This window comes from Endozoicomonas sp. ISHI1, assembly GCF_024606225.1.
Lineage (GTDB): Bacteria > Pseudomonadota > Gammaproteobacteria > Pseudomonadales > Endozoicomonadaceae > Endozoicomonas_A.
Window position 1 is genome coordinate 153709 of record NZ_JAGRPU010000009.1, and the last position, 7883, is coordinate 161591.

At 49.9% G+C, this 7883-nt stretch carries 5 protein-coding genes; 1 reads left to right on the top strand and 4 read right to left on the bottom strand.

What is annotated here, in order from left to right; all coding sequences use genetic code 11:
* Nucleotides 1–274: 274 nt before the first annotated feature.
* The 3 genes from KBW69_RS08385 to KBW69_RS08395 form a co-directional block, all read right to left on the bottom strand.
* Nucleotides 275–1996, bottom strand: coding sequence for a bifunctional protein-serine/threonine kinase/phosphatase (locus KBW69_RS08385; protein WP_257280585.1), 1722 nt, complete (start codon nucleotides 1994–1996; stop codon nucleotides 275–277).
* A 104-nt stretch (nucleotides 1997–2100) separates the two neighbouring features.
* Nucleotides 2101–3510, bottom strand: coding sequence for an HlyD family type I secretion periplasmic adaptor subunit (locus tag KBW69_RS08390; protein WP_257252940.1), 1410 nt, complete (start codon nucleotides 3508–3510; stop codon nucleotides 2101–2103).
* Complete coding sequence (locus KBW69_RS08395) at nucleotides 3503–5632, bottom strand: type I secretion system permease/ATPase (protein WP_257280586.1); 2130 nt, start codon at nucleotides 5630–5632, stop codon at nucleotides 3503–3505. Before KBW69_RS08395 ends, KBW69_RS08390 begins: the two co-directional genes overlap by 8 nt.
* A 548-nt stretch (nucleotides 5633–6180) precedes the next feature.
* Here KBW69_RS08395 and KBW69_RS08400 point away from each other — a divergent pair.
* Complete coding sequence (locus KBW69_RS08400) at nucleotides 6181–7467, top strand: WD40 repeat domain-containing protein (RefSeq protein WP_257280587.1); 1287 nt, start codon at nucleotides 6181–6183, stop codon at nucleotides 7465–7467.
* Between the two features lie 66 nt (nucleotides 7468–7533).
* Here the strand turns inward: KBW69_RS08400 and KBW69_RS08405 are convergent.
* The coding region (locus tag KBW69_RS08405; RefSeq protein ID WP_257280588.1) for a hypothetical protein at nucleotides 7534–7883 on the bottom strand (350 nt) is incomplete at its 5' end.

Genomic DNA, 7883 nt, shown 5'->3' on the forward strand with positions numbered 1-7883 from the left:
TTATCTTTAATTAGAAATTGTATTCAAAATTAACGTTTGAAATCATAAATGATTTCATAATGAAAATTAATAACAGGTTGTTAAGTGCCACTAACAAAATTTCTGTCTTTAAGGACATACAACATGGCATCACTCAATGCTACAAGTCTGGAAGACATTGTCGGCAAAGTGGCCTGATTTGCCAACAATATAAAAGGCTCGAGTGGAGCAGACCTTATTTTCAGGTTGCTTAGCCAATCACAACCGTTATTTCGTGCCTGCAATCCACTCTCGTTCAGCTGCCCAAATATTGGATCAGATTGGCAATCAAAAGTAACAGTGCAATCAACTGCCAGGTAAGCACCGGGTTTCTTTCTATCAGGGGCTGGAACCTGCGGCTTTGGAATGAACGGTTGGGTTGCTTCAGATCCTGAAAAAATTCAGACAGTGCGGGATATCGTTTCGCCGGGTCAGCAGCCACTGCTTTTGCCAGAGCTGAATCAATCCATGCAGGAATGGCTGAGTCAGACAGGTTGGCAGGGCGGTATTGCATATGCTGGTAATGCCTGACCCTGATACTGCTGCCTGAATGTTCCGCGTAGGGCAGTTTGCCGGTCAGTAATTCGTAGGTTATCACGCCAATGGCAAACTGATCCGCTCTTTCGTCGATGACACCATCCAGAAAGTATTCCGGTGCCGTATAGTTTTTGGTGCCCTGCGGTAAATCACTCTGATGAGCCTGCCGGTTTTCCAAATCCCCTGCGACTCGCGCCGATCCAAAATCAATCAGTTTTAGACGACCTTTCTGATCAAACATCAGATTTTCCGGCTTCAGATCCTGATGCAGAATCTGAAGTCTGTGCAATCCCCGAATAGCTGTGATCATCTGTGCAACTATATCCCTGACCTGGGTCAGAGACGGTTTGGGATTCTCCTGCATCCAGTTGCGCAGGGTCTGTCCCTTTATGTATTCACAGGTATGGTAAAGGAACTTCCGACCGGGTCTTGGGGCCATGATTTCCATAATAGAAGGATGTTTTACCCTGCGGCCAATCCACTCTTCACGCATGAAACCTTCGAGGTAATCAGGGTCATCCTCATAGTTGATGGAAGGGGTTTTGATGACCACATGGTTGGCATCGGCTGGCTCAGACAAAGTGTCTTCTGCAAGATAAAGCTGGCTGCGTTTGCTGGCGTGAAGTTCTTCGAGAATGTGATAGCCGTCGAGTATCTGACCAGGGTAGAGATCCGGTGGCAATCTGAGTTGAGAAAGCCTTTCCAGGTTCTCACAGGCATCTCCGGATGGTACTTCATCAATGCGACCGATAACACAGGTCAGGTTGTCATTGCTGCCATTTTTTAATGCCAGATCTATCAGATGTTGTGCAACTTCATTCAGTGATCTCTGCTGGTAAAAGCACTCTTTGATGGTATTCTGTGAAAGAAAATCATGAATACCATCGGTAGTCAGCAGTAATATATCTCCGGCATCCAATGCTTCTGATTTGTAATCCACTTCGACATCAAGCGTCATGCCCAGTGCCTTGGCCAGATACTGTCGTCCACCCAGGGTGGCGGTATGATCCCGGGTCAGACATTCCAGCTCATTATTTCTCATGCGCCACGCTCTGGAGTCCCCGGTATGCACCAGATGCAATGTAGCTGACTTCAGAATCATGGCAGTAAAGGTGGTACACCAGCTGCCTTTATCCCTGGGGTCCGTTCGACCCTGCTGGTAAAGCCAGCGGTTTAATGAACTGAGAATTCGTGCGGCACAATGACGGGCTGTCCAGGAATCCGGGGTGCTGTAATAATCAGAGGTAAAGCTGGAAATAGCGGTCTGACTGGCCCGGCGGGCTTCACTGCAAGCGCTGACGCCATCGGCCAGAGCCAGAATGGCGCCTTTGTCACTCATCACCTGGGTGTTTGCTGGCATCTCCGCCACCCAGGCGTCCTGATTTTCTTCCTTGATGCCGGCACTGCTGGCACCGGCTGTGGTCATTTTTAATGGCTTCATTTTCTTCTTTTCTGTTTTCCGGCACTAAGAAAACCATTGGCGGCAGATGCTGTCAAATGCAATGACATAACAGGAAAATGCCGCGAGTTTATATCAATATTGCCCTACATGGTTTCTCGAAAGGTTTCTTTCTGATAGCGCAGCAGGGGTGACAGGAAATACTCTAATAAACGACGTTGGCTAACGACGACGTCAGCGGTTACTACCATCCCCGGCTGTAGTCTGATCCTGAGATCATCCACCTGGAACCAATCTTTTTCCAGATCAATATAGATTTGGAAAACCCAGCCCTTTTGTTCATCGTTAATAGCGTCACCAGATATTCTACGGACATGACCGTCAAGATAGCCATAGCGGGTATAGGGGAAGGTTTCGACTTTCACCTGCACGCTCTGTCCGGTCTTAACCCAGCGAATGTCTTTATTGAGAACAGTGGCCTCAACGATCAGAGGTATATTTGTGGGCACAATCACCATGACAGGCTGACCCGGCTGAACCACATCACCAGAGGAGTGAGCCTGGATTTGTTGGACAATGCCGTCGATGGGAGCTATTAATATCTGATTTTCTTCTCGCTGGTTCGCCTTCTGTCCCGTCTTGGCTGCACGATCCAGTTGTTCGATCGCTCCCAGATACTCCTTGACATGGTTCGAGATAAAGGATTCACGCTTTTGTTGTCGCTCGGCCAGTAAAGACTGGTATCGGGCTTCATGCTCTTTATGGCGCAACACCATGACTTTTAGTTGCTGGGTGGTGTCGATCTGTTTTTCCCTTCTTGTCAGCCAGTCCACTTCGGACATCATTTTTTTCTCATAGAGGCCCTGTGTGATGGTAGCCAGCTTGTCATGGATAGGGTGCAAAAGCCGAAGGCGCTGAATTTCTTCGGCATCAACCAGCAGGGTTGTGGATAGCTCATCAATGGTTTTTGCTATTGCTTTATCAGCCGAAAGAAAGGCATCCAGTTCACTGGTCAGGGTGTTGTTTTCTGTTGACCATCGCTGTTCGTCAGGGGGAACTTCAAAGACCAGCTGCTGAAGGGTTGCCTCCTGTTCCAGGTTGACCGAAACCGGTTGGTTGAGGTTTGGAGTATTGACCAGACTGAGCAGGGTTTTCTCTCTCAGGGCAGACAGCTGGGCACTGGTAATTTCCCGGGTGGTTTGCAGGGTATTATTTTCTGAGTCAGTTGGGTTGGGGATCAGCTCAATCAGTTTGTCACCTTTTTTTACCCGACTCCCCTCACTGACAAAGATGGTGCTGACTCTGGCCACCTGTATGGGGCTGATTTTTTTTGAATACCCGTCGGGAATAACACGCCCTTCCGTTTCTACGACGACATCAATACTGCCAAACCATGCCCAGACCAGGGCAATCACCAATAACAGGCAGATACCAACTGTTAAGACGTGTTTGAGGGGTGAAGCGGGGGTCTCCAGAATTTCTACCGCAGCGGGCAGGAACTCGTTTTCTTCCCTGGAATGAAAAGCAGAGACGATACGCTTGAGCCGTTTAATCATCTTGATTACCTGACTGGATGTTCCACAATCGGGTGTAGTAGCCGTTCATTTCGATCAGGCTGTGGTGAGTGCCATCTTCAGTAATCCTGCCATCTCTCATTACGATAATTCGATCACAATGTCTGATGGTTGAAAGCCGGTGGGCGATTGTGATCACTGTTCGGTCTTCGGAAATGGCGTCCATATTTTGTTGCAGCACGTGCTCGGACTCGTAGTCCAGTGCTGAGGTTGCTTCATCAAAAATAAGAATTTTCGGATTGCTGATCAGTGCCCTGGCAATGGCGATCCGTTGCCTTTGGCCACCGGACAGCCCAGTACCCCGCTCGCCCAGCTCGGTGTCGTAGCCCCGGGCCAGGCGGGTGATGAATTCATGGGCACCTGCCAGTTTGGCTGCTTCAATCACAGCTTCCATAGGCAGCAGAGGGTCTGTGTGGGCAATGTTTTCCCGGATGGTACCGTTGAACAGAGTGTTTTCCTGAAGCACAACGCTGATTTGTCGCCGCAGCCAGGAGGGGTCAAGAAGGGCAATGTCGTTGTCGTCAATCAACACCTTCCCGGTGTTTGGCACATAGAGACGCAGCAACAGTTTTGCCAGCGTCGACTTACCGGAACCGGACTCTCCTACAATGCCGATGGTTTGTCCGGCAGGAATCATCAGACTGATGTCGCTCAGGGTGTTCTGCAGTTCGCAGCTGTAACTGAAATTGACCCGTTCCATCTGTATATGGCCCTGAAGTGCCGCTATGGGTGGTTTATCCAGACTTTGCTGTGGCTCCTGGGGCGTGTTCAGAACATCACCCAGGCGGGCAATGGATATCCGGAATTGCTGAAACTCCTGCCAGAGCTGGGAAAGTCTCAGGATAGGCTGGGCTACCTGGCCTGAAAGCATGTTGAAGGCAATCAGCTCACCAATAGTCAGACTGCCGCTGATGACCTCTTTGGCGCCAATCCACAACAGTGCTACGGTGACAATTTTGTTAATCAGCTCTACCAGGTGGCTGCCCACCGTGCCCAACACACTGCTGTTGAAACTGGCTTTGGCATAGCTCGACAGATAACGCTCCCAGCGGGACTGCATTCTTGGCTCAACAGCGGTTGACTTCAGGGTTTCCATGCCGGTAACTGCTTCCGTCAGGAAGGCCTGGTTAATGGCACTGCGCTCAAACCGTTCTTTGGCGCGGTTGTGCAGGCCGGGGCTGATCAGTACGGAAAGCAGAATGTAAAATGGGATGGAAGCCAGTACGACCCAGGTGAGCGTCGACGAATAGAAGTACATGGCGATAAACAAAACAATGGTGAAAAAAAGATCCAGCACCAGAGTCATGGCATTGTTGGTAAGAAACTCCCGAATGTTTTCCAGCTCCCGAACCCGAGCCACCACCTGACCCACAGGCCGGGCACTGAAATAGGCAATAGGTATTTTTAACAAGTGTTCGAACAGGCGGCTGCCAAGTTCCACATCCACGCGGCAACTGGTGTGGGAAAACAGATACATCCTCAACGTTCCCAGGGTCACTTCAAATAACGACATGACCAGCAGAGCGATGGCAATAACATTCAGGGTGGAGATGGCCTGATGCACCAGCACGGTATCCATAACCACCTGAAAACAGATTGGGGTAATCAGGGCGAACAGTTGCAGGAAAAACGAGGCAAGAACCACTTCGCCCAATACCCGGCGGTATTTGATCACCACCGGAATAAACCAGCTGATGCCAAAGCGTTTCATGGTGTGACTCAAATCAAACCGTCTGGTCATCCAGAGAGCGCTGCCATCCCAGTTTTTCCAGAGTTCATCCAGTTTCAGAATACACGGCTGCTGACCATAAAGTTGTACCATGACAGTCTGTTTCTCCGGATCGAAACTGGCAATGATAAAAAACTGCTGATCTTTTCCCTGGGCAATGAAGGGGAGAGGGGCTTTATGAAGGTTGTTTTTAACTGTAACCTTCCGGGCTTTCATGCCAAGGCGCCGGGATACCCTGACCAGTTCCCGTAAGTCGATACTGACATCTTTACCGGATAGCTCATGAATCAGCGAGCTGATGTCGACATTCTTTTCGTGGAATTTCAGCAGGAGAGCAAGTGCGGCAGCTGCTGATTTGATGTTGGATTCATACATCGCTCTACTGTGCGTCCCCCGTCGTATGATATTTCTTCGTTTAAAGTATTATTCCCACATCTGGCTTTCGCTCAGATTATTGTGGAGAGATTGTTGCGAAGCGGTAAGTTTAGATCATCCATAACCCGTTACAGCTCTTTCTTGATCGATGCAAGTTCCGGCAGTGGTTCCTGAAGGGGCTCGCAAGAAGTATGGTTTTGGGTAAGCGTCCGGAAGCCCAACCATCCGGCTCATATTCACATTGGAAGAAGATGAAATTTGACATGTCCTGTCAGGTGGCCCTATATAAATCCCTAGTGAAAAAAAGTACCAGCGGGTAAAGTCTTCCGGTTTTTCTGTTTTCTCTCGTGGTCACGATAATCTGGAAAACGGTTCAAAGTATGAAAACCAGTGCAGTCAGGCTTTGACACCATACAGCCAGTCGCCATTCCCACATAGGTGGGTTCATTTTTGTGATAGCCGCCTTTCAGGGAGTGATGATGCCTCCTGCTTTCTGTATGCTGCGTGTGCTTTTACGCTCAGCTGTGCTGGGGTTTTGGAGAAAAGCCATGAGCATCGAGAAGTGCTGGGCTATTGCGGGTCTGCTTGTTCCATTGACAGCAGGCTGTCTGCAGGTGCAAGCTCATACGACGTATGACGTTAAACAGTCAACAGCAAAAGTGAATGTTCGATTGGAGCATGTGATTACTGTAGATCCGAACCGGATGCCGGAAATTATTACACCAGTCCCTACATCCGTGAGCAGTGTCCTGCCACAATCAACCCCCATCCCCACAAACGGCTCTGCCCCGGCAGTGAGTTACTGCAAGCCTTACATTGCTGGGAGTGTTTCATGGAACAGGAACGGTATCCTGGCTTTGGGAATCACTGCCGGTCAGGGCAAAAGCGGGTGTCCAACTTCAGGAGCCATACAAATTTTTAGTGTGAGTTTCGTGACAGAGCCGAGGCTCCGGCGAACCCTTCATACAGCAAATAATCCGGTGAAGAGCATCGACTTCAGCCACAGCGGCCAGCTGGCAGCCGTGGAGGGTGATCAAGAGGTCAGGATTTATGATGACCAGTCGTTCGCACATCTGGAAACCCTGTCCAATTCAACAAAGCCGATACAGACTCTTGTCTACAGCCACGACGGCACTCTTCTTGCCTTCGGGGGTGGGGTGATTCAAGGTAGTACTGTTAAGGGTGAGGTCATGGTTTATAGAGTGAAGGATCCGATCACCCACCTTTACACCCTCGACGATAAGTCAAACGGAGCAAGTGTTCTTGCCTTCAACAAAGACAGCACCCAGCTGGCAATCGCGGGGATTACCACACGAGCCTCGGTTTATAACACGACGAGTTCCGACCTCTTGCAAAGCGTGTTTTTTCCGGCAGAAATACGTGGCATTGACTACAGTGACGATGATGACCAGCTGGTAATCGTGGGAGCTAATGAATTCGTCAGGGTTTTTAGCATGAAAGCCGGAAGTGGCTCCAGGTACACTCTCGATTACCTCTTGCCCGTGGGAGACGGTGTAACCAGAGTTGCCTATAATCGCGGCGGCACTGAATTTGCCGTTGGGGTGTTTGACGGGACGGTCAGAATTTTTGATACGAACGACCTGTCCGCTTCTCCGCAAATCCTACCCTATGTTAGCAGAGCTAAGGTGTTGGACCTTGCCTTCAGTCCCGACGGCACTAAGCTGGCAGTCAGCTGGAATGATGGCAAGGTCAGTATTTATCGGGTCAGTAAAAAAGCCACTGTAGAAAATGATGCAAATTATTTGACTCCTGCAAGCCTTCCTTTAGCTATGTTATTCGCAGCTTTTCTTGGAGGGGTGCTATTGCCAAGATAAGCAACAGTTGTTCTGACCGGGACGCCTGACTCAAAACTGAAAGCTTGCCTCAAAGCCCGGGGGTTGTCATCCCTGACCTACCATAGTCAAAGGCTTCGGAGTTGTCAGGTTCTGTCCCACTCTCTGGGTTGCCGATGGCATAAACGACGGACTCTCGCCACTGCGATGGCCTGACAGGGCACTGAGGTCCTGCACCAGACGCTGGTAGTGTCGGTTCAGCTCTGTGTCGTTCAGGCTTGCCACCTCTTGCTGCTTATTCTTCGCTGTATCCGTGTCAGCGTCGTCTTTCCCGCCTCCGGCCAGGCTGCTCAGGTAATGTACCAGCCGTTGCCCTCTGCGAATGATCCTGTTCAGAAAGCTCAGGGCTTCGTGGTTTCCATCGGCACTGTCACTCTCGGCCAATGAACTATCGTTGC